This is a genomic window from Stenotrophomonas sp. 28608_Sma (assembly GCF_056486185.1).
This window is the reverse complement of record NZ_CM151308.1, coordinates 1,855,441-1,879,359: the sequence shown is the minus strand read 5'-3', so window position 1 is coordinate 1,879,359 and position 23,919 is coordinate 1,855,441. Positions and strand designations below refer to the sequence as shown.

Sequence of the window (23,919 nt, the reverse complement as noted above, 5' to 3'; positions counted from 1 at the left end):
TGCCTCTGCGTGCCGGCTCGGGTTACATCAGCAACACAGGCAGTGGTTGATCACCGATACCGTGGTGGTGCACTCGTTGGTGCCCCCGGTGATCATGGTGTCCGAAGCTCCGGTGAGGGCCGCTTCGGTGGCTGCCGCACCGTAGATGAACAGCGAACCCGCAGGGTTGGCACACCCATCCACATCGTCCGAGCCATTGAGCCAGCCGGACACAACATCGTCGTTCAGATCCATTCGCAATCTCCTGTCATTCACAACATGAGGCGTTGAGGACATGGATCGATTCCACGTCCCTTCGGATACGGCCAGTCCCTGGCATCAACATCATGCTGCGAGCGATACTGGATGACAGGTACAGCCGCCCGTGCACACTGCATCCGCGTGTGAAGTGCGTCAAGCTGCGCTGCGGCAGGGCGCACGAATACGCTGCACGTGCGGTACGGAAGTGACGTGGAATGAGTGGCCGCACCGCCATTCCTGCGCGACCGGATCGAAGGCAACCGCAGAGGCATCGGATGGCCGGCGGGCGCCGGCACATCCGCAGCCCGGGTCAGCCCTTCAGCTGCGCCAGGATCTCGCGGGTCATCGGATCGGCAATCGCCACATCCTCACCCTGCAGCGCCGGCAACAGGCCACTGGCCAACTGCTTGCCAAGCTCGACACCGAACTGGTCGAAGGCATTGATGTTCCAGATCACCGACTGCACGTACACGGCGTGTTCGTACATGGCGATCAGCGCACCCAGCGCCTGCGGGGTCAGCGCGTCGAGCAGGATCAGCGTGCTCGGGCGGCCGCCCGGGTAATCACGGTGCGGGTCGTCGCTGCTCTGGCCATTGGCCAGTGCTTCGGTCTGCGCCAGCAGATTGGCCAGCAGGGCCTGATGATTGATCGTGTAGGGATCATCGTTGTGCACGCAGCCGATGAAATCTGCCGGAACGATGCTGGTGCCCTGATGCAGTGCCTGGAAGAAGCTGTGCTGCACATCGGTGCCCGCGCCGCCCCACCACACCGGCACGGTGTCGGTGGTGACCGGCTGGCCGTCACGCTGCACGCGCTTGCCCAGGCTTTCCATCACCAGCTGCTGCAGGTAGGCCGGCAGCAGCGCCAGGCGCTGGTCGTAAGTCATCACCGCGTGCGTGGCATGGCCCAGCAGGTTGCGGTTCCAGATGTCGGTCAGGCCGTGCAGCACCGGCAGGTTGCGCTCCAGCGGTGCATCCAGCGCGTGCGCATCCATCTGCGCGGCGCCGTCCAGCAGCTGCTCGAAGCGCTCGAAGCCGATCGCAAGCGCGATCGGGAAACCAACGGCCGACCACAGCGAATAACGGCCACCGACCCAGTCCCACATCGGCAGTACGCGATCGGCAGCGATCGCGAAGGCCTTGGCGGCACGTTCCGGATTGGCACTGACCGCGTACAGGCGCTCGCTGCCACCCAGCCAGTCGTGCAGGATCTGGCCGTTGAGCAGGGTTTCCTGCGTACCGAAGGTCTTGGAGATGAGGATGCCGGCGGTCTTCGCCGGATCCAGCGTGGCCAGCGTGCGCTGCATGGCGGCGCCGTCCACGTTCGATACGAAATGCACGCGCAGGCGCGCGCCGGTGACCGGGCGCAACGCATCGGCGACCAGGCGCGGACCGAGATCGGAACCACCGATGCCGACGCTGACCACGTCAGTGACGCCGCTGTCTTCCAGCGCACGCACCAGCACGCCCATGCGCTGGCGGATGTCGCGCGCGGTGGCATAGGCCTCGGCCGCCACCGGCGCATCGACCACGTCGCCGCGCAGCGCGGTATGCAGCGCGGCGCGACCTTCGGTCAGGTTGACCTGCTCGCCACGGAACAAGCGGGTGATGGCACCACCGACATCACGGTCGGCGGCCAACGTGAGCAGGGCCTGCAACGCCGCGGCATCGTATTTCTGCCGCGCGAAATTGACATACAACGGACCGACCCGCAGCGCCAAGTCCTGCACGCGGCCGGGTTCGGCGGCGAGCAGGCTGGGAATGCTTGCGCCCTTCAGGCGCTGGGCGTGGGAATGCAGCGAGTCGAATCCGTTGTTCGTTGTCATGCGGCCTGGGTCGGGATCGTGTCGTTGGTGTGGGAGATCTGGTTCTTGCCATCAACGTACACCAGCTTCGGCTTGAAGCTGTCAGCTTCCTGCTCGGTCATGCTGGCGAACGCGGCGATGATGATGATGTCACCGACCTGCACGTGGCGCGCAGCACCACCGTTGAGCGAGACAACGCCGCTGCCGGCTTCGGCGCGGATGGCGTAGGTCGAGAAGCGCGCACCGTTGGTCACGTCCCAGATGTGCACCTGCTCGAACTCGCGGATGCCGGTGGCAGCCAGCAGGTTGTCATCGATGGCGATCGAGCCTTCGTAGTTCAGCTCGGAATGGGTGACGGTGGCGCGGTGGATCTTGGTCTTGAGCAGGGACAGGTGCATGGGGGCGCTGCAACGGCAAAGGAAAGAGCGGATTCTAGCACCCGCTTGGCCATCGTCAGGGGGCCGCAGCAGGACGCTGAAGGCTGTTCAGGCCCCCTCCCCCGGCGGCGGCGGCGCGGCATGCCCGGAACTGCCCTCCAGAGACAGCCGGAACACCGTATGGAAGGCCAGCCCGGCGACCAGGCCGAAGCCACCTGCGGCCAGCACCTGCAAGGCATAGCTGATCACGTCGAAGGTGTCGACATAGCGCAGGCGCTGCAGCAGCGGACCATTGTCCGCGCCCGGCCAGGTGCAGGTGGCCATGGCCAGCGCGCCCAACCCGAAGCCGACCAGCACGAATCCAGTCCGGCGCAGCCGCTGTTGAGACTGCAGGATCAGCGCCATCGGCAGCAACACCGCGATCGCATTGCACACGGCCAACACGAACATCAGCCCACCGCCGGTGAGCGCAGGCATCGGCGTGCGCCGGAATTCAAGCGCGAACAACAGGCCGCCAAACAACTGGGCCGGCAGCATGCCGGCGGCCAGCACCGCCAGGATCGAGGCCTGGGCAAGACGGCCGGTATCGGTGCTGGGGGTCTTCATTTCCGGTCTCCCGTCCGTGGGAAGTCGAGAGGCGCCCGTTGCGGGCGCCCCGGAGCCGCATGCGGCTCAGAACTCCAGGTTGTCGATCAGGCGCGTGCTGCCCAGGCGTGCGGCGATCAGCGCCACGCGGCCACCGCCGTCGAAGGTCGGCTCGGCCAGTTCCGGCGTGCGCAACACGGCGTAGTCGACCTGGAAACCATCCGCCTGCAGCGCGGCCGTTGCGTCGGCCTCGATCTGCGCGCGCGACTGGCCAGCCACGTAACCCTCGCGCATGCCCAGCAGGGTGCGGTGGATGCTGGTCGCGACCGGGCGCTGTTCGGCGCTCAGGTACTGGTTGCGCGAGCTCTTGGCCAGGCCATCGTCGTCACGCACGATGTCCGCGCCGACGATCTGGATCGGGAACGACAGTTCGGCCACCATCTGCTTGATGACGGCCAGCTGCTGGTAGTCCTTGCGGCCAAACACGGCCACATCCGGCTGCACCTGCAGGAACAGGCGCGCCACCACCGTGCACACGCCATCGAAGTGCCCCGGACGGCTGGCGCCTTCCAGCACTTCACTCACGCCCGGCGCGTGCATGCGCGTGGTCTTGTCCACCCCCAGCGGGTACATCACCTCGACGCTGGGCAGCCACACCGCATCGCAGCCGGCCTGCTCCAGCCCGGCCACGTCGGCCTCGGGCGTGCGCGGGTAGCGGCTGAAATCCTCGTTCGGCCCGAACTGGGTCGGGTTGACGAAGATGCTCGCCACCACCTTGTCGGCGTACTGGCGGGCCAGGGTCACCAGCGAATGGTGGCCCCCATGCAGGTTGCCCATGGTCGGCACCAGCGCCACGCGCAGGCCCTCGCGCTTCCATTGGGCGATCTGCCCGCGCAGTGCGCCGAGCTCGTTGAAGGTCTGGATCATTGGGCGTAGGCGTGCTGTTCGTCGGGGAAGCTGCCGTCGCGCACCGCGTCGGCATAGGCGCGGGTGGCACCGGCCACCGAACCGCCTTCGGCAAGGAAATCCTTGACGAACTTGGGACGGCGATGACCACTGTCCAGGCCGAGGAAATCATGCAGCACCAGCACCTGGCCATCGCACTGCGGGCCTGCGCCAATGCCGATGGTCGGCACATCCACCGCAGCGGTCACTTCGGCGGCGACCGGAGTCGGCACGCATTCGAGCACCATGATGCTGGCACCGGCAGCGGCCACAGCCTTGGCATCTTCCACCAGCTGGCGCGCGGCATCGCCACGACCCTGGATCTTGAAGCCGCCCAGTCGCAGCACCGACTGCGGGGTCAGGCCCAGATGCGCGCAGACCGGAATCTCGCGCTCCACCAGGTAGCGGATGATGTCGACCTTGAAGCCGGCACCTTCGATCTTGACCATCTCGGCGCCGGCCTGCAGCAGCTGCAACGAGGCATCCAGCGCGCGCTCCGGGGTGGCATCGGCGCCGAACGGCAGGTCGGCCACCAGCAACGCACGCTGCAGCACGCGGGCCACGGCGCGGGTGTGGTAGACCATGTCGGCCACGGTCACCGGCAAGGTCGAATCATGGCCCTGCACGACCATGCCCAGCGAATCGCCGATCAGGATCAGGTCGACGCCGTTGGCATCGAAAGTGCGGGCGAAGCCGGCGTCGTAGGCGGTCAACATGACCAGCTTCTGGCCATTGCGCTTGGCCTCGGCCAGGGCGGGAACGGTCCAGGGCTTGCTGTCTGCGTGGGTGCTCATGTGCTGATAACCGGGGGAGATAACCCGGGCATTATCACCCTATCGGCGCAATCCCGCAGGCATCCACCCGCATCACTGCATCCCGCACGCGGCCATGGCCGGGAATGGCCAGATCCGGCGCGATTTCGGCCAGCGGCACCAACACGAAGGCACGCTCGTGCAGGTAAGGATGCGGCACCTGCAGACCAGGCTGGTCGAGCACCTGCGCGCCATACAGCAGCAGGTCCAGGTCCAGCGCGCGCGGGCCCCAGTGCACCGCCGGATCGCGTACGCGACCAAAACGCTGCTCCAGCGCCAGCATCGCCTGCAGCAGCGTATCGGCGGGCAGCGTGGTCTCGACCGCAGCCACCGCGTTGACGAACGGCGGCTGGTCTTCATTGCCCCAGGCCGGCGTGGCGTACAGCCTTGAGGCTCGGCGCAGGCGGGTATCGGGCAGGCCGTCGAGCGCGGCAATCGCCGCGCCGACGGTGACGGCCGCGTCGCCAAGGTTGGCGCCGAGGCCGATCCAGGCAAGGGTCATCGTTTACTCGCCAGCCGCACCGGCCGGGGCACCCGGACGACGGCGGCGACGGCGGCGCTTGCGCGGTGCCCCGCTCTCGTCATCCCCCTCTTCGCTGTGCATCACGTCCAGCGACGACTCCAGCTCACGACCGGACTGCGCCTGCGCCTCACGCCAGAACTCGACATCGGCGGCGTGCTCGGCCGAGGCCACCTGGCGCAGGCTGAGGAAGTCGAACGCAGCGCGGAAGCGCGGATGGGTCAGGGTACGGAACACGCGCTTGCGCTGGCGCGAGCTGAAGCGCGACTGCAGCAGCCAGATTTCCTGCATCGGCAGCGAGAAGCGGCGCGGCAGCGCGATGGTGCTCAGCTGCTGCACCGTGACGCGATCGGCGGCACGGCGCTGCGCCTCTTCCGGTGCCACGCCCTGCTTGAGCAGGGTTGCCTGGGCCCGGCAGAACGCCGGCCACAGCAGCAGCGCAAACAGGAACGCGGGCGAGACTGGTTCATCGTTGGCCACGCGGGCATCGGTGTTGGCCAGGCCCTCCACCAGCATGCGGCGCAGCGCGCCGGTGCGGTTGGACTTCAGCGCCTTGGCGCTTTCAGGGAACAGCACGTCCAGCAGGCCGTAGCGCTCAAGGCCTTCGAAGCTGGCCACGCCGTGCCCGGACAGGAACAGCTTGAGCACTTCCTCGAACAGGCGCGCCGGTGCGGCTTCGTTGAGCAGGCCCGCCAGGTGCGGGATCGGCGCGGCGGTGCCCTCTTCGATCTGGAAGCCGAGTTTGGCCGCCAGGCGCACCGCACGCAGCATGCGCACCGGATCTTCGCGATAACGCTGCTCGGGGTCGCCGATCAGCTTCATCAGGCGCGCCTGGACGTCTTCGAAGCCGCCGGTGTAATCGCGCACCGAGAAGTCCTCGATGGCGTAGTACAGGGCGTTGCAGGTGAAGTCGCGGCGGATGGCGTCGTCTTCGATGGTGCCGTACACGTTGTCGCGCACGAGCATGCCGTTTTCCATCTCGCGGTCGCCGCTGCCGTCATCGCTGTTGGCACGGAAGGTGGCGACTTCGATGATCTCGCGGCCGAACACGACGTGGGCGAGGCGGAACCGGCGACCGATCAGGCGGCAGTTGCGGAACAGCTGCTTGACCTGTTCGGGCGTGGCGTCGGTGGCCACGTCGAAATCCTTGGGTTGGCCATTGACCAGCAGATCGCGCACCGCGCCGCCGACAAGGTAGGCGCCGAAGCCGGCATCGCGCAGGCGATAAAGCACGCGCAGGGCGTTCGGGCTGATGTCCTTGCGGGAGATCGTGTGCTGGTCGCGCGGGATGACGCGCAGGCTGAACGGTGATGTAGCAGAGGAAATGATGTTGGCGCTTCCGGTTGAAGTTTCGGGATTGCCCAATGGCATCGAGGTGCATATACTAGCGCTCCTGCCTCGGCAGCGACACAGTTACGCTCCCTTCGTCTAGTGGTTAGGACGTGGCCCTCTCAAGGCTAAAACAGGGGTTCGAGTCCCCTAGGGAGCGCCAGTCGCCGCAGCAGGAACCGAAAAAGCCCGCCTTTGTGCGGGCTTTTCTGTTTTCCGGGGATTGCATTGGCATCGGTCGGCCTGGTCGCAGTAGCGCCTTCCTGTTCCTGCGTGGGAGGGGGCGGCCCCCCCCCTCCAGACGATTTCCCGCGACGGCGGCACGAACAGCCTCGCTCCTCCGCAGCCAATTCAATCCCGACGCGCAGACCTGCGTCCGCCACCCGCAATGTGTCGAGAGGCTGCAGGCCAGCCGATCCAGGACCGTTGGCGCCATGGGTTGGGCGCATGCGCCCGACGGGTTGGGCAAGGAGCCCAACCCTGGTCTTGCCGAGTGCGCAGGACAGCGCACGCGAGCAAGGCGCCATCGAGCCCCCATGGATGGGTTTACGGCGTGTCCTGGATCGGCTGGCCTGCAGCCTCCCCACGGAGAAAGGAGGCGCTGAAACACAGGCCGGCCGTCAGCCTTCCATCTGCTCCAGCTCCTTGCCCTTGGTCTCGCGCACGTAACGGACCACGAAGAAGATCGAGAGGATCGCAACGACAGCGTAGATGCCGTAGGCCCCGGCCAGGCCGATGCCGGCCAGCAGCATCGGGAAGGTCACGGTGATCGCGAAATTCGACGTCCACTGCGCCGCACCGGCAACGGCCAACGCCGGGCCGCGGATCTGGTTGGGGAACATCTCGCCCAGCATCACCCACATCACCGGACCCCAGGACATGTTGAAGAACACCACGTAGACATTGGCGGCGACCAGCGCCAGCCGGCCCATGCCATCGGACAGCTGCAGGCGTCCATCGACCAGGCTGCCGCTGGCAAACGCCACCACCATCAGCACCAGCGCCACCGACATGCCAACCGAGCCGATCCACAGCAGCGGCTTGCGCCCGATGCGGTCGATCAGCAGCACCGTCAGCAGGCAGGCGCCGATGCTCAGCGCGCCGGACAGCACATTGATCAGCAGCGCGTCGCTTTCCGAGAAGCCCACCGCCTGCCACAGCACCGCGCCGTAATAGAACACCACGTTGATGCCGACCAGCTGCTGGAACATGGCCAGGCCAATGCCTACCCAGAGGATCGGGCGCAGCTTGCCGGTGACCGTGTCGCGCAGGTCGCTGAAGCGCGGCTTGTGCTGATCCTGGGCCAGGCTGGCTTCGATCTCGGCCTGCTTGGTCGCCGCTGCCGCCTCGCCGTACAGCCGCGACAGTACCGCCCTCGCCTGCTGCTGACGCCCCTTCAGGACCAGGAAGCGCGGGCTTTCCGGAATCACCAGCAACAACAGTAGGAACAGCCCGGACGGCAGCGCCTGCATCCAGAACATCCAGCGCCAGGCCTCATGCCCCAGCCACAATGGCTCGGTGGAGGCCCCTGCCGCGCGGGCCAGCAGGTAATTGCTGAGGAAGGCGGCAAACAGGCCGCAGATGATCGCCATCTGCTGCACCGTGGCCAGGCGACCGCGATAGCGTGCCGAAGCCACTTCGGCGATGTAGGCCGGCGACATCACACTGGCAGCGCCCACCGCGAAGCCGCCGAGCACCCGTGCGGCGATGAACAGCCAGGAGGCGTGAGCGGCACCGGCGCCCAGCGCCGAGACCAGGAACATCAGTGCCGAGGCAATCAGCACGCCACGACGGCCCAGGCGATCCCCAAGCCAGCCGGCCAGGAAGGCACCGATCGCGCAGCCCAGCAGCATCGAGGCGACTTCGAAACCGAGCGCCGCCTCGCTGGAGTTGAAGGCCTGGCGCAGGCCGTCGACCGTGCCATTGATGACACCACTGTCGAAGCCGAACAGGAATCCACCCAGCGTGGCCACGCAGCTGATCAGGACGATGAATGCAGTGTTCTCACCGCCATGGGAGGCGATGTTGGGCTGGGCTGGGGACATGAACGATCCTGCTGGGAAGGGGTCCGGCCATCCAACGCAGCCGGCTGACCCGCAGCGTCGCACAGGCCTCACCCTGCCGCCAACGACCACCACGGCCGCGCCTGCCAGACGCCCGATTTCCGCCCCGCGCCGACACCGGGGGCCAACCTGTTCTAGAATTGGCGGGTTCAGGAATCGATCCACCCCCAGCCCATGCCCTTTGTCGTCACCGAAAACTGCATCAAGTGCAAACACACCGATTGCGTGGAAGTATGCCCCGTGGATTGCTTCCACGAAGGCCCGAACTTCCTGGTGATCGACCCGGATGAGTGCATCGACTGCACCCTCTGCGAACCGGAATGCCCGGTCAACGCGATCTTCCCGGAGGACGATGTTCCTGCCGGCCAGGAGAGCTTCGTCGCCCTCAACGCCGAGCTGGCGAAGGAGTGGCCGGTACTGACCGTGCGCAAGGACCCGCCCGCCGACGCCGGCGAATGGGACGGCAAGCCGGACAAGCTGAAGCTGCTGGAGCGCTGAGAAGCGCCTCTTGCCGCAACGAAAAGGGCGCCTATGGCGCCCTTTTTCGTTGCTCGGCAGATACCAACCGCGCGATCCGGTCGGTGCCAACCGCAAGATCCGGTAGCTGCCAACAGCAGGATCCGGTAGGTGCCAACCTTGGTTGGCACCGAAGCGCCGACCAAGGTCGCCCTCTACCCGGGCACGTGCGGACCTGGGCCCGCATCCACCCGACCGGCCCTTACTGGGCCAGCTTTGCCTTGAGCGCGGCGATCAGCTTCACCGGCGCTTCTGCAGTGGCCGGCAGGCCACGCGGGTCGACCGCGGAGATGTAGGCGCCGGCATCGACGGCGACCACGCGGACCAGGAAGTTGCTGCCTTCGTAGGCCACGTCATACGAGCCCAGCAGCTGCGCGCGGCTGGCGATGGTCACGCCTTCCACGCCTTCCAGCGCGGTGCCGACCTTGGCGAAAGCCTCGTCCTTGCCGCCGGCGATGGTGAAACCGGTGTTGCCCACGGCCGGGGCCGCAGCCACCGGGGCCGCCGGCTTGGTCGCCGAGGCAAGGGTCGGCACCTTGTTGTCACTGGTGGCGTTGGGCAGGTTCAGGTCCGGCGGCACTTCCAGCGGACGCATTTCCGGGGCCAGGGCGTAGTCGCCCTTGACGCCACGCTTGAAGCAGCCGGTGGTGCCGGCGGCAACGGCCACCGCAAGCAGGGCGTAGGACAGCACGCGGACGGTGGATACGGATTGACGCATGTGAATCTCCTGGGTCAGACCAAGACGGAAGGTCAGTGGCTGGAAAGGGCTTCGAGGGCGGCGACGTCGCCGGCAAGGTGATCGGCCGCCGGATGGTGCGCCACCGACAGCGGCAGCAGCGGCAGGCGCAGGTCGTGACCGATGCCGATACGGCGCAGCAACGCCTTGACCGGAATCGGGTTCGGCTCAACGCCGCAGAAATCATGGAACGGCTGCAGGCGCGCATCCCAGGACCCGGTGGCTTCGTGGTCGTGGGCGGCAGCCAGCTCGCACATCCGGCGGTAGGCTCCGGGCAGCACGTTGGAGCCGACCGAGATCAGGCCATCGATACCGGCCTGGATCGAGCGCGCGGCCGTACCGTCGTCGCCACTGAACACGGCAAACTGCGGGCTGCGCAGGGCGAGCAGCGCCTGCACCCGGCCGGTGTCACCCACCGCCTCCTTGATGCCGACGATGTTGGGATGGCTGGCCAGTTCGGCCACGGTCTCCGGCTGCATGTCGCACCCGGTACGGCCGGGCACGTTGTACAGCACGACCGGCAGCCCGCCCTGGTCGGCAACCGCGCGGTAGTGGGCGATCAGGCCAGCCTGGGTCGGCCGCACGTACGGCGGGGTGACCACCAGCGCGTGGCTGGCGCCAAGCGCGGCGGCACGGCGGGTCTGTTCGATGGTCTTGGCGGTGCCCGACAGGCCGGTACCGGCCATGACCGGGATGCGGCCGCCGATGCGCTCGACCGCGCTAGCCAGCAGCAGGTCGTACTCGGCATCGGTGAGGGTCGCTGCTTCACCGGTCGAGCCGGCTACGACAACGCCATGGACGCCACCTTCCAGTTGCAGGTGCAGCAGGCGCTGCCAACCGTCGGGATCGAGGGCGCCGTCGGCCCGGAACGGGGTCGCCAGCGCGGTGATGAGGCCGGAAAGGGACAAGGACGTGCTGCTCTTGGCTGGAAAGGGAAAACGCCCGCCACGAAAGGCCGGGGGCGACCTGAATGTTACTTGCGGCGCGAAAGCACGGGCAAGTATGCTGGACACCGGTGGATCCCCGCCTCTGGCGGGCATTCAGACTAACGCATGCATTACCCGGAATCGCCTTGACCGACACCACCCCGCGCCCCGCGCCGAGCGAAAACCACCTCCTGATCAACGCCTACACGACGCATCCGGAGTCCCCCCTGCTGTCCGTCACCCGCCGCATTGCCGACAGCGGCTGCAATCTGGTGGACGCACGCCTGGCCACGGTCGGCCGCGATGTCTCGGTCACCGCCCTGGCCACCGGCTCCTGGGACTCGGTGGCCAAGCTGGAAGCGATGCTGACCCGGCTGGAGCGCGAAGAGGGCCTGAAACTGGTCTGGTACCGCACCGCCGCCAAACAGGCGCAGTCCAACCTGCTGCCGTACATCGTCGAAGTGATCGCCGCCGACAAGCCGGGCATCCTGTTCCAGCTGGCCGATTTCTTCGACCGCCAGGGCATCACCATCGAGAACCTGCAGAGCACGCGCTACCGCGCCATGCAGACCGGTGCGGAGATGTTCAGCGCGCAGGTCACCATTGGCGTGCCGGCCAACATGCACATCGCCGCGCTGCGCGACGATTTCCTTGAATTCTGCGACCACCTGAACCTGGACGCGATCATGGACCCGATGAAATTCTGATTCTTCGCGCGCCTCTCACGGGCGCGTGGCGTTTCATGCAATTGTCGTAGAAAGAACCCAGGCTCGACAGAAGGACCTCATGAACAACGGCGATACCCTGGACAGCACCAACCTCTCCCTGCCGCTGGCGCTGTCCGGTGGCGAACAGGCCACTCTCGGCGACTACGCCGGCCACTGGCTGGTGCTGTACTTCTATCCCAAGGACAGCACCCCCGGCTGCACCACCGAAGGCATCGACTTCAACGCACTGCTGCCGAAATTCAAGAAGGCAGGCGCGGTGGTACTCGGTGTCTCGCGCGACTCGGTGAAGTCGCACGACAACTTCTGTGCCAGGCAGGGCTTCAACTTCCCGTTGGTCAGCGATGGCGACGAAGCGCTGTGCAGCGCCTTCGACGTGATCAAGATGAAGAACATGTACGGCAAGCAGGTACGTGGCATCGAACGCAGCACCTTCCTGATTTCCCCCGACAGCCGCATCGTGCAGTCCTGGCGCAAGGTCAAGGTTGCCGGCCATGCCGATGCCGTTCTCGCCGAACTGAAGGCCTCCCAGTCCAAGTGAGTCCCACTGCCTACTGTGTCTGCCATCACCCTGCCCCGCAGCAGGCCGTGGTGGTTTTTCCCTGTCCGTAACCAGGAATCGACGATGACCCGAGGCAAGCGCATCTACGTGCTGGATACCAACGTGCTGATGCACGATCCCACCGCGCTGTTCAAATTCGAGGAGCACGACGTCTACCTGCCCATGCAGGTGATCGAGGAGCTGGACAACGGCAAGAAGGGCACCTCCGAAGCGAGCCGCAACGCCCGCCAGGTGAGCCGCTTCCTCAACGAGCTGGTGCAGGAATCCGGCCTGGACAACCTGGCCGACGGCATTCCACTGCAGCGTCCCAATGGCCTGCAGCTGCGCGGCAAGCAGAGCGCCGGCAAGCTGCGCTTCCAGACCAGCCATTTCGACGCCGGCAAGAGCTTCGGCAAGGTCATCCCGGACAACGCCATCCTCGGCGCGATCCTGGCACTGAAGGAAGAAACCCCGGACCTGCCGGTGGTGTTCGTCTCCAAGGACATCAACCTGCGGATCAAGGCCGCGATCGCCGGCATCGTGTCCGAGGACTACGAGAACGACCGCGCGCTGGACGATTTCAGCCTGCTCTACACCGGCGCCACCGAGCTGCCGGAAGATTTCTGGAAGCGCCACGGCGATGACCTGCGCAGCTGGAGCGACAAGGGCCGCACGCATTACGAAATCCTGGCGCAGGATGGCGAGGAGTGGTACCCGAACCAGTACGTCTATCTGCCTGGCGAAGATGAAGTCGAGCTGCGCGTCAGCCGCGTGGTCGGCGACGGCAAGGTGGTGCTGTCACTGGTCGATGATTTCCGCCACGGCAGCCACGCCGTGTGGGGCATCAGCGCACGCAACCGCGAGCAGAACTTCGCGCTCAACGCACTGATGGATCCGGAGATCGACTTCGTGACGCTGCTGGGCACCGCCGGCACCGGCAAGACCCTGCTGGCGCTGGCCGCCGGCCTGGCGCAGACGATGGACCAGCAGCGCTACCGCGAGATCATCATGACCCGCGCCACGGTCAGCGTCGGCGAGGACATCGGCTTCCTGCCCGGCACCGAGGAAGAGAAGATGACGCCGTGGATGGGCGCACTGACCGACAACCTGGAGGTGCTCACGCACAACCAGGAAGGCGGCACGTGGGGGCGGCAGGCGACCAATGACCTGCTCGCCAGCCGCATCAAGATCCGCTCGATGAACTTCATGCGCGGCCGCACCTTCCTGTCGCGCTACCTGATCCTGGACGAGGCGCAGAACCTCACCCCCAAGCAGATGAAGACGCTGATCACCCGTGCCGGCCCCGGTACCAAGATCGTCTGCCTGGGCAACGTCGAGCAGATCGACACCCCGTACCTGACCGAAACCACCTCGGGCCTGACCTACGCGGTGGATCGCTTCAAGAACTGGCCGCATAGTGCGCACATCACCCTGCGCCGAGGCGAACGCTCGCGCCTGGCCGATTACGCTTCGGAGGTGTTGTGAACCGCTGCACCCGCCTGCTGCTGCCCACGGCTGCGATCGCCCTCGCAGCCGCCCTGGGGGCCTGCACCACCACGCGCGGCCCGGCCAGCGTGCCGACCGCCGAGCGTACCGGCCAATCCTGGGTGGTCACCCGCCCGATCATCGCCGCGCAGGTGCTCGACACCTGCTCGCGCGCCAGTCCCGGCCGCGAGGCCGGGCGGGTCAGCGGCTACTGGGCACCCAGCCGGCAGCAGATCGACCAACTGGAAGCGCAGCTGTCGTCGCTGGAATCACAGGTACCGAAGGTGCTGGACTTCGACCGCCAATACGTCGGCATCGAAAGCACCGGCAAGCGGCTGATCTACATCAACGCCTTCCATCTGCCCGACGACAGCGGCATCAACCCGGCACGGGAAGCGATCCGCGTCTGTGACGGCGGCACGCAGTTCTGGGGCGCGGTATTCGACCCGGCCAGCAACACCTTCAGCGAGCTGCAGTTCAACGGCGGCTTCGGCGGGCCCTGAGGGGCCCCGCCGATGGGAATACGCCTGCCCACCTGGGTCTGGATCGGCGCGGTCGCGCTCTCGTGCGTGGCCGGGATGGTCAACGTGGTCGGCTTCCTCGGTTTCGAGCACCAGGCGGTCAGCCACATGACCGGCAGCACCAGCCAGCTCGGCATGGCGCTGGCCCAGGGCGACTGGCGCGCAGTCAGCCATCTATGGGGACTGTTGATCGCGTTCTCGCTGGGCGCGATGCTCAGCGGCCTGCTGATCCAGGACAGCGCATTGCAGCTGGGCCGCCGCTACGGCGTCGCGCTGGCGCTGGAATCGGCACTGCTGCTGGTGGCCATTCCGCTGTTCGAACAGCATCAGATCTGGGGCGCACTGGCCGCCGCCATGGCCTGCGGCCTGCAGAACGCGATGGCCACCACCTTCAGTGGCGCGGTGGTGCGCACCACCCACCTCAGCGGCATGTTCACCGACCTCGGCATCGGCCTGGGCCACCTGCTGCGTGGACTGCCGCTGCAGGTTCGACGGCTGACCCTCAGCGGCCTGATCATCAGCGGCTTCCTCGGCGGCGGCATCCTCGGCGCCTGGTTGTTCATGCGCTGGCAATACGACGCCCTGCTCGCCCCCGCCCTGCTGACCGGCCTGACCGGGCTGGGGTATGTGGTGTACCAGCAGTGGGCGCGCTGGCGGCATTGAATCAAGGACATCCACGCATGGCGTGGATCTACCTTCCCCTGCGGGACCACGGCACAATCAACTGATGAGCCCGACCACTCCCGTTTCCGCCCTCACCATCGCCGGCTCCGACTCCGGCGGTGGCGCCGGTGTCCCTGCCGATCTCAAGGCCTTCGCCGCGCACCGCGTGCATGGCCTGGCCGTGTTCGCCGCGCTGACTGCACAGAACACCCGTGGCGTCACCGCCGTGCATGTGCCACCGATCGCATTCCTGCAGGCGCAGATCGAAGCCTGCTTCGATGACTTCGACATCCATGCCGTGAAACTCGGCATGCTGGCCAACGCCGAGGTGATCCATGCGGTCGCCGACGCACTGGAAAAGCATCGCCCGCCGCACGTGGTGCTGGACCCGGTGATGGTCGCCACCAGCGGCGCGCGCCTGCTGGAGGAAAGTGCGCTCAAGGCCATGCGCGAACGCCTGCTGCCGTTGGCGACGCTGGTTACACCCAATACCCCGGAAGCAGAACTCCTGATCGGCCGGAAGATCGGCAACGGCGATGACGCCGAACAGGCTGCCTCTGCCCTGCTCGATCTCGGTGCCGGTGCGGTGCTGCTGAAAGGCGGCCACCTGCAGGAAGGCAACCGCGTGATCGATCGCTACTTCGACGGCGTCAGCAGCGAAGAATTCATCCACGCCCGCCTGCCGCTGGACGCACATGGCACAGGCTGCACGCTCGCCTCGGCCATCGCCGCGCAGCTGTGCAACGGCCTGAGCCTGGCCAATGCCTGCGAAGCCGGCATCGACTACGTTGCGCGCGGCCTGCAGCAGGGCTACGCGCCTGGCCGCAGCGAGGTGCTGGTACTCGATCACTTCGGCGCGGCACCGCACGCATGAGTCTCGCACCGGACGTCGTTGCCGTGCAGTGCACTGATGGCCATCGCTACGAAGTGATCGCCTGCGTGCCCGCACAGCCCATCGCGCGCCTGCTGTGGCTGCCAGCGCTGGGCGTGGCCGCGCGTCACTACCTGCCACTGGCATTGGCGCTGGCGGCGAAGGGCGTGGCGGTCTACCTGCATGAGTGGCGCGGCAACGGCAGCAGCTCACTGCGCCCCTCGCGCACGCAGGACTGGGGCTATCGCGAAGTACTCGAACAGGATCTGCCGGCCAGCCAGGCCGTCCTGGCCGCAGCCGATGACGCCACCGACGCCCTGCCCTGGATCATCGGTGGACACAGTCTGGGCGGGCAGCTGGCCTGCGTGCATGCCGGCCGCAACCCGCAGCACTTCAACCGGCTGTGGCTGGCGGCCAGCGGCTCACCGTTCTGGCGTGGCTTCCCACCACCGCGCGGCTGGCTGCTGCCGCTGGTCTATCGTTTCCTGCCGTGGATCGCGCAACGCCAGGGCGTGCTGCATGGGCGGCGCCTCGGCTTTGGTGGCACCGAAGCGCGCGGGCTGATTGCCGACTGGGCACGCGTTGGCCTGAACAACCACTACGCCGCGGCCGGCATGAACGAAGACCTCGATGCGCAAATGGCGCGCGTGCATGGCAGCGCACAGGCCGTATTGATGGAGCACGACTGGTTGGCACCGACCGGATCGATGCAGACGCTGCTGGCGAAGCTGCCGAATGTGGACGCGCAGCTGCGCGTGCTGTCCGCGCAGGAATTGGGCACGCGCGCCGATCATTTCGCGTGGCTGAAGGCGCCGGAGGCCGTAGCTGACAGCTTTTTCATTCAGTTGGATGAAAATTTTCACAAAACTGTTGACGGTACGCGCCGACATCCGCATAATTCCGCTCCTGTCGCAGGGCGCCCGTAGCTCAGTTGGATAGAGTACCTGGCTACGAACCAGGCGGTCGGGAGTTCGAATCTCTCCGGGCGCACCACTCGACAGGTTTTCAGCATCCGCCGCTGGAAATGCAGTAAAATTTAGCAGTAAGTTGATTGTGTACCGCGCGCCCGTAGCTCAGTTGGATAGAGTACCTGGCTACGAACCAGGCGGTCGGGAGTTCGAATCTCTCCGGGCGCACCATACACAGTCAGCACAACAAGTTTATGTAATTGGCGCCCGTAGCTCAGTTGGATAGAGTACCTGGCTACGAACCAGGCGGTCGGGAGTTCGAATCTCTCCGGGCGCACCATTACACCGAAACAGCAGGCCCCGGCCTGCTGTTTTTTTATGTGTGTTTTTCGGCAGGGCTGCGCCCTGCACCCTGGTAGTACCGGCCGCTGGCCGGCAACCTCAACAGCAAAAGCAAAAGCAAAAGCTGGCATTCCGTGGGTTGGCGGGGCGGTGTCGGAGTGCGGGGACGCCGCAAGTACGTCCCTGTAGGCTTGGCAGCCGCATCCATGCGGCTGACACCCCGCACTCCGACACCGCCCCACCTTCGACAGGTTCACGCGGCTGTTGGTAGGTGTCGACCTTGGTCGACACATCTGTCAGATATCGAATGAATTCATCCACGCATGGCGTGGATCTACCGTGTCGACCAAGGTCGACACCTACCAGAGCAGTACGCCGTTCCGACAGATCGCGGAAAACTGTCGAAGGCGGGGTGGGTCCGGTTGCGGGGGCGTGAGCCGCATGGGCCCGAGGCATGCCTCGGGCGGGTTGGGCAGGAGGCCCAACCCGGGTCTTGCCGTGTACGCAGGACAGCGCACACGAGCAAGCGGCGACCGAGCTTACATGGGTGAGGGCGCTTTGCTTGCGAAGCATTGCTTCGCAAGCGCCCTAACGCACAGCCGCCAGCGGCTGGGCCGGGCCCCGGAGGGGGACTTGCAGCGCCCCCCCCCCCCGCAACCGGACCCACCCCGCCTCCCCACAGGAAACCAGCTTCTGCTGTTGCTGTTGCTGTTGCTGTTGCTCCAGCTCGCAGCGGGTGCAGGGCGCAGCCCTGCCAAACCCCTACCCTTTGGCCATTGACTGCCACCACTGCGACAGCAGCTCCGGCCTGCGCAGGCGCTCTCGCCACCAGCGCAGTGCGGCGCCATCCTCGCCGGTGCGCCAGGCCAGCCAGAAGGTCTCTTCCGGCTTGTGCTCCTCCACCTCGCGGATCACCAGCTGGCCACGCGCCACCGCCGCACGCGCGCAGGGCTCGGGCAGGAAACCGAAGCCCACGCCTTCGCACTGCAGCTTCAGCTTGCTGGCCATGTCCGGCACCGTCAGCATCTCCTGCCCCATCAACAGACCGACCGTGCGCGGCAGCAGCCGCCGCGCCGAATCGGAGACCGCGATCGCGCAGTGCTCGACCAGCTGTTCGCGTCCGAGCACGCCCGGCACTGCGGCCAACGGATGATCGGGGGCGACCGCGAACACGAACTCCACCGTACCCAGCGGCTCGACCACGTAACCGCCGCCGCTGGGACCCTCGCCCGGCGCACCAACCAGCAGGTCGGCACGGCGGTCCAGCAAGGCCTCCCAGGTACCGGACAGGGCCTCGCCGATCAATCGCAGCCGGGTCGGTGCCTCGGCCTCACGAAATGCGGCGATGTCCGGGCCGAGCAGCCAGGTCGGGAACACCGAATCCACCGCCAGCGTCAGTTCGGTCTCCCAGCCCGACGCCACCCGGCGCACCCGCAGTTCCAGCTCGCGGGCGGCGCGCAGCAGGTGCCGGCCTTCGTCCAGCAGCGCGCGGCCAGCCTCAGTCGGCTCGGCGCGCGGGCCGACCCGGTCGAACAGCTGTACGCCCAGGTCCTCCTCCAGCTTGGCCACGGTGTAGGAGATGGTCGAAGGCACTTTGTGCAGAGCCTTGCCGGCGCCGGCGAACGAGCCGCGGCGGTCGATGGCATCCAGGATCTGCAGGGCATCGAGGCTGAGCTTGAGCATTCGAATTTTTCGATGATGGCTGTCAAAACTATCCGTTTTTCAAACCCAGGGCGCAAGCGGATACTTCTCTCCAACGGGGAAACACAGCGGCTACCAGCCCACCCCGCCCCATCGAAACCATCGAACAAGGAGATTCCATCATGCTGCAGATCCGCAAGAGCGCTACCCGTGGCCTGGCCGAGCATGGCTGGCTGTCCTCGCGCCACACCTTCTCCTTCGCCAACTACTACGACCCGCGCTACGTCAGCTTCGGCCCGCTGCGGGTGATCAACGAAGACAAGGTGATCGGCGGGCAGGGCTTCGGCACCCACAGCCACAGCAACATGGAGATCGTTTCCTATGTGCTGGGCGGCGCGCTGGAGCACAGGGACTCGATGGGCACCGGTTCGGTGCTGCGTTACGGCGACGTGCAGCGCATGAGTGCCGGCAGCGGTGTCAGCCACAGCGAGTTCAATCACTCCGCCGACGAGACCGTGCACTTCCTGCAGATCTGGATCTTCCCGGACGCGGAGAACATAACTCCGTCGTACGAAGAGACCCACTTCGCACCGGAAACCAAGCGCGGCCAGCTGCGCCTGATCGCTTCGCCGGACGGTGCCGATGGTTCGCTGCGCATCCACCAGGATGCCCGCATCTTCGCCACCATCCTCGATGGCGGCCAGAAGCTGCACCACGCCCTCGGCAACGGCCGTGGCGCCTATGTGCAGGTGGCCCGAGGCCAGCTGCAGGTCAATGGCATCACCCTGGAAGCCGGTGATGCACTGCAGGTCAGCGACGAAGCGCAGCTGACCCTGGAGAACGGCAACGACGCCGAAGTGCTGGTGTTCGACCTGCCGCTGTAACGACAACGCCCGCGATGCCGAAAAGCATCGCGGGCGTATGTGTAGAGCCGCGTCAGAACCTGTAATTCAAGCTCAACCGCACGTTGCGCGGCTCACCCCAGGTATAGGTGCTGTACCAGCTGAAGATCGTGTAGTAACGCTTGTCCAGCAGGTTGTTGACGTTGAGCGTGGCCGACAGGCGATCGTTGAATTCATAGCGCGCCATCGCATCCAGCAGCCAATAGGGCTGGGTGCGATGCACCACCTTGGCCTGCGTGGCCGGGTTGGTGATCTCGCCGAAAGTGGAATCCTGCCAGCGCGCGCCACCGCCCAGCGTCAGCCCCTTCCAGTCGCCGCGCAGGCGGTAGCTGGTGTGCAGGCTGAACTGGTTTTCCGGCTCAAGTGTGGTCACCTTGGCACCGGCCTGGCGGGCGATCTTGTGCGAGAACCCACCCTGCACCTGCCAGCCTTCCGCCAGCTGGCCCGACATCTCAAGCTCGTAGCCCCTGGTACGCACGCCCATCAGGGCGCGATACGCATCCTGCCCGTCCGGCGTCTTGCCGCCGGTGGGCTGGGCAAAGTTGTTCTGGTCGAGCTGGAACAGCGCCGCACTGGCGTTGAAGCGCCCATCGAGGAACTCGGTCTTCAGGCCCATCTCGTAGCTGCGGCCTTCCAGCGGATCCAGTGCCTTGCCCTGCTCGTCGCGTTCGCTATGCGGTTTGAAGATGGTGCTGTAGCTGGCGTACACCGAATAGTGCTCACCAAGGTCGTAGACCACGCCGGCATACGGTACGAACACGCCGGTTTCGCGCGTCTGCGGCGAACGGTAGCTGGCCAGGCGGCTGCCGACGATCACCTTCAACGGATCGGCCACGTCGAAACGACCGACCACGTACAGGCCGTTCTCACGCGTCACTTCGTTGTTGCTGTAGCTGCGCTGCCACTCCGGCTCGGGAATGTCGCCATTCCAGGTTCTGTAGTCCGGCACGGTATCCGGGAACCCCGCCTGCGGGCCGTAGCCGGTATTGGTCCAGCGCTTGCGCGAGGCGCTGCCACCGACGACCAGCTCATGCTCGCGGCCGAACAGGCCGAAATGACCGCTCAGGTAGAAGTCGGCCGCATTGCTGACGGTCTTGCCAACGTACTTGCCGAGCCACAGGCTGACGCCCTCGCCGGTCAACGGATCGGGATTGCCGGCGGCGGCACCGGCCAGTGCCGCGTCATAGCCGTTGACCTGGTGGTTGAGCTGCAGCTTGGCCACCCAGTCGTTGGCGAAGGTATGCTCGAGCGTGGCGAAGCCGGTGCGCACATACTGGCGCCAGCCACTCCAGCGGGTGCCGTTGTTGAACGAACGCGGCATGTCATTGAAGTTGCCGGCACTGTCCAGAAGAGGGATGCCACCCCAGGTCGAGCCCTTCGGGTCGCTGTCCATCGTATCCCCACCCACGGTCAGCAGGGTGCGCTCGCCCAGATCGGCTTCCAGCACCGCGTAGCCCACCTTGCTGGTGCGCTGGTAGAAGTCGAGATTGGAATGCTTGTCCTGCCAGGCGCCCACCGCGCGACCGCGCACACGTCCATCGGCGGTCAACGGACCGCCAACATCGATCTCGGCACGATAGTCATCCCAGCGGCCCACACCCAGCGTGGCACTGCCGGCGAACTCCTTGCCCGGCTTCTTGCGCACCAGGTTGATGGTCGCGCCCGGATCGCCCATGCCGGTGAGCAGGCCGGTCGCGCCCTTGAGCACTTCGATGCGGTCATAGATCGCGGTATCACTGAGCGTGTTGCCCGCCGAATAGGCCGAGTCACGCGACATCGGGATGCCGTCGTACTGGAAGTTCTGCACGGCAAATCCACGTGCGTAGTACTCGGTGCGCTCGCTGTCGTAGGTGACGATGCTGATGCCCGGGGTCACCCGCATCACGTCATCGATGCCGTTCAGGCCAAAGTCGTCCATCTGAGCGCGGGTAATGACGCTGATGGTCTGCGGGGTCTGCCGCGGGGTCAGCACCAGGCGGGTGGCGGTGGCGATGGTGCCCGGCGTGTACGCGCCGCTGCCCTCGGTGATGGTGCCGAGCAGGTTGGCGGTGACCTGCACGGTCTGCAGGGTCTGCGACGCCGGGGCCTCGGCGGCCTTGTCTGGCCCGGCGGCGGACTGCGCGGCTGCGATGCCGCTGCTGGCCAGTGCGGTGATCAGCAGGCCCTGGACAAGCGCCTGCGGCAGCGGCAGGCGACGTGGAAACGGGAGCGGAAAACGGACAGGCACAGACGACACGACGGGACCTCCACGATCGGGTGGGATCCTCTGGCGGCGGCTGGAGGCGGGATGGGGATGAGGCCGGATGGCCGCAGGCGCAGGAGTGTACTCCCCTGCGCCCCGGCTGTCGTGCGGTGTGCTGTGGTGCGGCGCGCTGCCGCAGGCTCAGCCGCCGATGGCGGCGCAGGCCTCCAGGATCAGTGCGGTCACGTCCTTCGGCTGCGAGGCCAGCGAGGCATGGCTGGCATCCAGCTCCAGCAGTCGCTTGGACTGCATGCGCGTGGCCATTGCCCTCAGGTTCTCCGGCGCGATCATCCGATCATGGCGGGACAGCTGGTACCAGCTCGGCTTGTGCTTCCACGCCGGGTCGCTCACCGCATCACCGAAAGTGCTGGCCAGCGGCGCCTTCTGGGTCACCGCCTTCACCCGGCCCTCGTCTTCGCTCAGATCCTGGCAGAAGCTCTCATGGAACTTGTCCGCACGCAGCCACAGGTAGCCATCGCTGTCCGGCGCAAGGTTCGGCGCCGCCTCCGGCAGGTGCTGCTGGGTGATGCCACCGGGGCTCTCGCCGGCATCAGGCGCGAAAGCGGCGATGTAGACCAGGCCCTTCACGTTGTCCTCGTTGCCGGCCTGGCTGATCACCGCGCCGCCATAGGAGTGGCCGACCAGCAGCACCGGCCCGTCGATCTGCCGGATCATTTTCCGGGTGCGGCCGGCATCGTCGGCCAGCGAGGTGAGTGGCAGTTCCACCGCCTGCACGCGGTCATGGCCGTTGCGATGCAGCTCCAGGATCACTTTGGCCCAGTGTGCGGCCCCGCCCCAGAAACCATGGACGAGGAGGATGGTCGGTGTCGTGCTCATGTACGGATCTCCGGCAGCGGCCGGCGGAATGCCGACCGTGTCGCCACTGTCCGCGCAGGGCGTTAATCAGCGGTGACGCATTCGGGTCACTGCAATCGTATGCGTCGCTGGATGTCATGCATGGCACTTGCCGATCCCGCTTGAAAACGTTTTCATGGATGATCCTTGGAGCTTCGTATCGCGCATGACGCCTTCATCCCCACGTGCCCAGCAGCACGCCACCCGCGCTGCCTTCTTCATTCCCGGATTCGCCACCGCCGCATGGGCGCCGATGGTGCCCTACGCCAAGGCCAAGGCCGGGCTGTCCGACGCCAGCCTCGGCGCGGTGCTGCTATGCCTCGGGCTCGGCTCACTGCTGGCGATGCCACTGGCAGGTGCGCTGACCGGGCGGCTGGGATGCCGCCGGGTGATGGTGATCACCTGCGCGATGATGCTGTGCGCCCTGCCCTTGCTGGTGCTGGCGCCCTCTCCGGTAGCGCTGGGCGCGGCCCTGTTCGTGTTCGGCGCCGGCGTCGGTGCGCTGGATTGTGCGATGAACATGCAGGCGGTCGCGGTCGAGCGCGACGCCGGGCGCGCGATGATGTCCGGATTCCATGCCTTCTACAGCATCGGCGGCTTCGTCGGCGCCGGCTGCATGACCGGCATGCTGATCCTGGGTACGCCGCTGTGGCTGGCCGCGTTGGTTTCCGTGGCCGCTCTGCTGCTGGTGGCAGTGCTGTCGGCACCGCACTGGCGCCCACAACGGATCCTGCATGAAGGCCCCCTGCTGGCATTGCCGCATGGCGTGGTGCTGTTCATCGGCGTGCTGGCCTTCGTGGTGTTCCTCGCCGAGGGCTCGATGCTGGACTGGAGCGCGGTGTTCCTCGCCGAAGTGCGGCAGGTGCCACGTGACCAGGCCGGTGCCGGCTTTGCACTGTTCACCCTGGCGATGACCGCGATGCGCCTGTTCGGCGACGGCATCGTCGAGCGCCTCGGCCGGACCCGCACCCTGGTCTTCGGCGGCATCACCGCTGCTGCGGGTTTCACCCTGGCCACGCTGGTGCCATCGTTTCCGGTGGCGCTGGCCGGCTACGTACTGGTTGGGCTGGGCTGCGCCAACATCGTGCCGGCGCTGTTCTCGATGGCCGGCCAACAGCGGGTGATGCCGGAGAGCATCGCCATCACTGCGGTCACCACGCTGGGCTACGCCGGCATCCTCGCCGGTCCGGCAGCGATCGGCGCACTCGCACACGCTACCAGCCTCGGCTTCGCCTTCCTCTGCGTGGCCGCGCTGCTGCTGGGCGTCGCGGCGTCTGCGCGCTCGCTGGCAAGACGGGTGGCCTGACAGAAAAAGGGGGACGGAGGGGATTAAGTCGTTTCCGGCCCAGCTGTGCGGGAAACGACTTAAT

Annotated in this window: 24 protein-coding genes and 4 tRNA genes; 14 read left to right on the top strand and 14 right to left on the bottom strand. The window is 66.4% G+C overall.

The features are described from left to right. Positions 1–27: 27 nt before the first annotated feature. The 8 genes from ACZLHH_RS08820 to pcnB all read right to left on the bottom strand — a co-directional run bounded on the left by ACZLHH_RS08820 (position 28) and on the right by pcnB (position 6,648). The gene (locus ACZLHH_RS08820) at positions 28–234 is read right to left on the bottom strand and encodes a DUF6229 family protein (protein WP_010484314.1); all 207 of its coding nucleotides are present in this window, start codon (positions 232–234) and stop codon (positions 28–30) included. Between the two features lie 316 nt (positions 235–550). Continuing rightward, the gene (gene pgi / locus ACZLHH_RS08815) at positions 551–2,065 is read right to left on the bottom strand and encodes a glucose-6-phosphate isomerase (protein ID WP_180844904.1); all 1,515 of its coding nucleotides are present in this window, start codon (positions 2,063–2,065) and stop codon (positions 551–553) included. Then, the gene (panD, locus tag ACZLHH_RS08810; RefSeq protein WP_032128853.1) at positions 2,062–2,442 is read right to left on the bottom strand and encodes an aspartate 1-decarboxylase; all 381 of its coding nucleotides are present in this window, start codon (positions 2,440–2,442) and stop codon (positions 2,062–2,064) included. The genes pgi and panD overlap by 4 nt, the downstream gene beginning before the upstream one ends. A gap of 87 nt (positions 2,443–2,529) precedes the next feature. Then, positions 2,530–3,027 carry a hypothetical protein gene (locus tag ACZLHH_RS08805; protein ID WP_149909427.1) on the bottom strand — a complete coding sequence of 166 codons (498 nt, stop codon included), beginning with the start codon at positions 3,025–3,027 and terminating at the stop codon, positions 2,530–2,532. Positions 3,028–3,093: 66 nt separating this feature from the next. Continuing rightward, positions 3,094–3,933 (bottom strand): pantoate--beta-alanine ligase, encoded by an 840-nt coding sequence (panC, locus tag ACZLHH_RS08800; RefSeq protein ID WP_180844903.1) that lies wholly within the window; start codon positions 3,931–3,933, stop codon positions 3,094–3,096. Next, a complete protein-coding gene (gene panB / locus ACZLHH_RS08795) occupies positions 3,930–4,745 on the bottom strand; it encodes a 3-methyl-2-oxobutanoate hydroxymethyltransferase (RefSeq protein ID WP_005416119.1) in 816 nt (271 codons plus the stop codon). Before panB ends, panC begins: the two co-directional genes overlap by 4 nt. Before the next feature lie 34 nt (positions 4,746–4,779). After that, a complete protein-coding gene (gene folK / locus ACZLHH_RS08790) occupies positions 4,780–5,265 on the bottom strand; it encodes a 2-amino-4-hydroxy-6-hydroxymethyldihydropteridine diphosphokinase (protein ID WP_149909429.1) in 486 nt (161 codons plus the stop codon). A gap of 3 nt (positions 5,266–5,268) precedes the next feature. Continuing rightward, the gene (gene pcnB, locus ACZLHH_RS08785) at positions 5,269–6,648 is read right to left on the bottom strand and encodes a polynucleotide adenylyltransferase PcnB (RefSeq protein ID WP_032128849.1); all 1,380 of its coding nucleotides are present in this window, start codon (positions 6,646–6,648) and stop codon (positions 5,269–5,271) included. 52 nt (positions 6,649–6,700) lie between these two features. Between pcnB and ACZLHH_RS08780 the strand changes: the two genes are divergently transcribed. Further along, a tRNA-Glu gene (locus ACZLHH_RS08780) sits at positions 6,701–6,775 on the top strand. A gap of 457 nt (positions 6,776–7,232) precedes the next feature. Here ACZLHH_RS08780 and ACZLHH_RS08775 read toward each other — a convergent pair. Then, positions 7,233–8,657 carry a sugar porter family MFS transporter gene (locus ACZLHH_RS08775; RefSeq protein WP_149909430.1) on the bottom strand — a complete coding sequence of 475 codons (1,425 nt, stop codon included), beginning with the start codon at positions 8,655–8,657 and terminating at the stop codon, positions 7,233–7,235. A 192-nt stretch (positions 8,658–8,849) separates the two neighbouring features. Between ACZLHH_RS08775 and fdxA the strand changes: the two genes are divergently transcribed. Beyond that, the gene (fdxA, locus tag ACZLHH_RS08770; RefSeq protein WP_004153066.1) at positions 8,850–9,173 is read left to right on the top strand and encodes a ferredoxin FdxA; all 324 of its coding nucleotides are present in this window, start codon (positions 8,850–8,852) and stop codon (positions 9,171–9,173) included. Positions 9,174–9,393: 220 nt separating this feature from the next. On the opposite strand, the gene ACZLHH_RS08765 is transcribed toward fdxA, so the two are convergent. Both ACZLHH_RS08765 and dapA read right to left on the bottom strand, forming a co-directional pair. Next, the gene (locus ACZLHH_RS08765; protein WP_006432432.1) at positions 9,394–9,909 is read right to left on the bottom strand and encodes a hypothetical protein; all 516 of its coding nucleotides are present in this window, start codon (positions 9,907–9,909) and stop codon (positions 9,394–9,396) included. 32 nt (positions 9,910–9,941) lie between these two features. Continuing rightward, on the bottom strand, positions 9,942–10,835 hold the full coding sequence (gene dapA, locus ACZLHH_RS08760) for a 4-hydroxy-tetrahydrodipicolinate synthase (RefSeq protein WP_180844901.1): 894 nt from the start codon (positions 10,833–10,835) through the stop codon (positions 9,942–9,944). 164 nt (positions 10,836–10,999) lie between these two features. Between dapA and ACZLHH_RS08755 the strand changes: the two genes are divergently transcribed. From ACZLHH_RS08755 to ACZLHH_RS08710, 10 genes are all read left to right on the top strand, one after another. Then, on the top strand, positions 11,000–11,560 hold the full coding sequence (locus tag ACZLHH_RS08755) for a glycine cleavage system transcriptional repressor (protein WP_005409051.1): 561 nt from the start codon (positions 11,000–11,002) through the stop codon (positions 11,558–11,560). Between the two features lie 79 nt (positions 11,561–11,639). Beyond that, a complete protein-coding gene (locus tag ACZLHH_RS08750) occupies positions 11,640–12,119 on the top strand; it encodes a peroxiredoxin (protein ID WP_180844900.1) in 480 nt (159 codons plus the stop codon). An 84-nt stretch (positions 12,120–12,203) separates the two neighbouring features. Beyond that, on the top strand, positions 12,204–13,604 hold the full coding sequence (locus ACZLHH_RS08745) for a PhoH family protein (protein ID WP_010484287.1): 1,401 nt from the start codon (positions 12,204–12,206) through the stop codon (positions 13,602–13,604). Then, entirely contained in the window at positions 13,601–14,107 is a 507-nt protein-coding gene (locus ACZLHH_RS08740) for a hypothetical protein (RefSeq protein WP_149909432.1), read from the top strand. The genes ACZLHH_RS08745 and ACZLHH_RS08740 overlap by 4 nt, the downstream gene beginning before the upstream one ends. Before the next feature lie 12 nt (positions 14,108–14,119). Next, positions 14,120–14,788 (top strand): YoaK family protein, encoded by a 669-nt coding sequence (locus ACZLHH_RS08735; RefSeq protein WP_049400933.1) that lies wholly within the window; start codon positions 14,120–14,122, stop codon positions 14,786–14,788. Positions 14,789–14,852: 64 nt separating this feature from the next. Further along, entirely contained in the window at positions 14,853–15,662 is an 810-nt protein-coding gene (gene thiD, locus ACZLHH_RS08730) for a bifunctional hydroxymethylpyrimidine kinase/phosphomethylpyrimidine kinase (RefSeq protein ID WP_049423499.1), read from the top strand. Next, positions 15,659–16,585, top strand: coding sequence for an alpha/beta hydrolase family protein (locus tag ACZLHH_RS08725; RefSeq protein ID WP_049421725.1), 927 nt, complete (start codon positions 15,659–15,661; stop codon positions 16,583–16,585). The genes thiD and ACZLHH_RS08725 overlap by 4 nt, the downstream gene beginning before the upstream one ends. Then, positions 16,576–16,652: transfer RNA gene (locus ACZLHH_RS08720), tRNA-Arg, on the top strand. The genes ACZLHH_RS08725 and ACZLHH_RS08720 overlap by 10 nt, the downstream gene beginning before the upstream one ends. A 69-nt stretch (positions 16,653–16,721) precedes the next feature. Next, positions 16,722–16,798: transfer RNA gene (locus ACZLHH_RS08715), tRNA-Arg, on the top strand. A gap of 32 nt (positions 16,799–16,830) precedes the next feature. Continuing rightward, a tRNA-Arg gene (locus ACZLHH_RS08710) sits at positions 16,831–16,907 on the top strand. Between the two features lie 764 nt (positions 16,908–17,671). On the opposite strand, the gene ACZLHH_RS08705 is transcribed toward ACZLHH_RS08710, so the two are convergent. Continuing rightward, positions 17,672–18,592 carry a LysR family transcriptional regulator gene (locus ACZLHH_RS08705; protein WP_180844130.1) on the bottom strand — a complete coding sequence of 307 codons (921 nt, stop codon included), beginning with the start codon at positions 18,590–18,592 and terminating at the stop codon, positions 17,672–17,674. A 140-nt stretch (positions 18,593–18,732) separates the two neighbouring features. Between ACZLHH_RS08705 and ACZLHH_RS08700 the strand changes: the two genes are divergently transcribed. Next, positions 18,733–19,434 (top strand): pirin family protein, encoded by a 702-nt coding sequence (locus ACZLHH_RS08700; protein ID WP_180844131.1) that lies wholly within the window; start codon positions 18,733–18,735, stop codon positions 19,432–19,434. 52 nt (positions 19,435–19,486) lie between these two features. Here the strand turns inward: ACZLHH_RS08700 and ACZLHH_RS08695 are convergent, their stop codons facing one another. Both ACZLHH_RS08695 and ACZLHH_RS08690 read right to left on the bottom strand, forming a co-directional pair. After that, positions 19,487–21,688, bottom strand: a complete 2,202-nt coding sequence (locus ACZLHH_RS08695; RefSeq protein WP_180844132.1) for a TonB-dependent siderophore receptor — start codon at positions 21,686–21,688, stop codon at positions 19,487–19,489. Between the two features lie 147 nt (positions 21,689–21,835). Further along, the gene (locus tag ACZLHH_RS08690; RefSeq protein ID WP_180844133.1) at positions 21,836–22,531 is read right to left on the bottom strand and encodes an alpha/beta hydrolase; all 696 of its coding nucleotides are present in this window, start codon (positions 22,529–22,531) and stop codon (positions 21,836–21,838) included. A 184-nt stretch (positions 22,532–22,715) separates the two neighbouring features. Here ACZLHH_RS08690 and ACZLHH_RS08685 point away from each other — a divergent pair, with 184 nt between their 5' ends. After that, on the top strand, positions 22,716–23,855 hold the full coding sequence (locus tag ACZLHH_RS08685) for an MFS transporter (RefSeq protein ID WP_049461323.1): 1,140 nt from the start codon (positions 22,716–22,718) through the stop codon (positions 23,853–23,855). Positions 23,856–23,919 lie beyond the last annotated feature (64 nt).

Excerpts from the sequence above, each read along its gene's own strand:
- ACZLHH_RS08820 (WP_010484314.1), bottom strand. The coding sequence starts at position 234 with ATGGATCTGAACGACGATGTTGTGTCCGGCTGGCTCAATGGCTCGGAC.
- pgi (WP_180844904.1), bottom strand. The coding sequence starts at position 2,065 with ATGACAACGAACAACGGATTCGACTCGCTGCATTCCCACGCCCAGCGC.
- panD (WP_032128853.1), bottom strand. The coding sequence starts at position 2,442 with ATGCACCTGTCCCTGCTCAAGACCAAGATCCACCGCGCCACCGTCACC.
- ACZLHH_RS08805 (WP_149909427.1), bottom strand. The coding sequence starts at position 3,027 with ATGAAGACCCCCAGCACCGATACCGGCCGTCTTGCCCAGGCCTCGATC.
- panC (WP_180844903.1), bottom strand. The coding sequence starts at position 3,933 with ATGATCCAGACCTTCAACGAGCTCGGCGCACTGCGCGGGCAGATCGCC.
- panB (WP_005416119.1), bottom strand. The coding sequence starts at position 4,745 with ATGAGCACCCACGCAGACAGCAAGCCCTGGACCGTTCCCGCCCTGGCC.
- folK (WP_149909429.1), bottom strand. The coding sequence starts at position 5,265 with ATGACCCTTGCCTGGATCGGCCTCGGCGCCAACCTTGGCGACGCGGCC.
- ACZLHH_RS08775 (WP_149909430.1), bottom strand. The coding sequence starts at position 8,657 with ATGTCCCCAGCCCAGCCCAACATCGCCTCCCATGGCGGTGAGAACACT.
- fdxA (WP_004153066.1), top strand. The coding sequence starts at position 8,850 with ATGCCCTTTGTCGTCACCGAAAACTGCATCAAGTGCAAACACACCGAT.
- ACZLHH_RS08765 (WP_006432432.1), bottom strand. The coding sequence starts at position 9,909 with ATGCGTCAATCCGTATCCACCGTCCGCGTGCTGTCCTACGCCCTGCTT.
- ACZLHH_RS08750 (WP_180844900.1), top strand. The coding sequence starts at position 11,640 with ATGAACAACGGCGATACCCTGGACAGCACCAACCTCTCCCTGCCGCTG.
- ACZLHH_RS08745 (WP_010484287.1), top strand. The coding sequence starts at position 12,204 with ATGACCCGAGGCAAGCGCATCTACGTGCTGGATACCAACGTGCTGATG.
- ACZLHH_RS08735 (WP_049400933.1), top strand. The coding sequence starts at position 14,120 with ATGGGAATACGCCTGCCCACCTGGGTCTGGATCGGCGCGGTCGCGCTC.
- thiD (WP_049423499.1), top strand. The coding sequence starts at position 14,853 with ATGAGCCCGACCACTCCCGTTTCCGCCCTCACCATCGCCGGCTCCGAC.
- ACZLHH_RS08725 (WP_049421725.1), top strand. The coding sequence starts at position 15,659 with ATGAGTCTCGCACCGGACGTCGTTGCCGTGCAGTGCACTGATGGCCAT.
- ACZLHH_RS08705 (WP_180844130.1), bottom strand. The coding sequence starts at position 18,592 with ATGCTCAAGCTCAGCCTCGATGCCCTGCAGATCCTGGATGCCATCGAC.
- ACZLHH_RS08700 (WP_180844131.1), top strand. The coding sequence starts at position 18,733 with ATGCTGCAGATCCGCAAGAGCGCTACCCGTGGCCTGGCCGAGCATGGC.
- ACZLHH_RS08690 (WP_180844133.1), bottom strand. The coding sequence starts at position 22,531 with ATGAGCACGACACCGACCATCCTCCTCGTCCATGGTTTCTGGGGCGGG.
- ACZLHH_RS08685 (WP_049461323.1), top strand. The coding sequence starts at position 22,716 with ATGACGCCTTCATCCCCACGTGCCCAGCAGCACGCCACCCGCGCTGCC.